1 protein-coding gene is annotated in these 608 nt (G+C 29.4%); it reads right to left on the reverse strand.

The annotated features are described in order from the left end of the window. Positions 1-278, reverse strand: a 278-nt coding sequence (locus R8N47_RS26525; protein ID WP_318186276.1) for an Orn/Lys/Arg decarboxylase N-terminal domain-containing protein, incomplete at its 3' end; no start/stop codon positions are given. Between the last annotated feature and the right edge of the window lie 330 nt (positions 279-608).

Genomic DNA, 608 nt, shown 5'->3' on the forward strand with positions numbered 1-608 from the left:
TCTAAATCGATAACGCCAGTTAGCCAAACATAATCTTCTGCCGAAACTGGGTTTTCATCCGTTACTAAGAAAACTGGAATACCGTAACCCGTTTCAGAAATCATTTTATGCAGACCTGCTTTAATGTCTGCTGAAGTAATAATAGCCGCACCAACGTCGGTTAATTCAACTTGCTCTAAAGGTTGTAAATGACGATTAAATTGTTCATCTAAAGATTCAGCTAATAAACTGAAGTCTTCTGGCATGTAATTACTAACACCTATAATTAAACGTTTCATTTGGAATATCTCTTTTTTGTTCTTTAAAATTGACAGGTACAGATATTACAAACGAAAACGATATTTAAAATTCAAAAAACAAATTTCGTGATTAAATTTTCATATTTAAAAGTCTTATTTTCTCGAATTAAAATTTCGCGATCTTCATCACTTTCCAATTGATGGCCCAATGATATTGAAACCAGGCTTAAAAGGAAAAATAATTAAAAATTGTGTGACCACAGCCATTGTTGTTAGAAATAAAATATCAAGAAAATAAATTTTTGAGATTTCTATCACTATATAATTAGTAGGACTATATTATTAGGGATAATAAATATTTTAATTTTA

The organism is Vibrio sp. 2132-1, assembly GCF_033344315.1.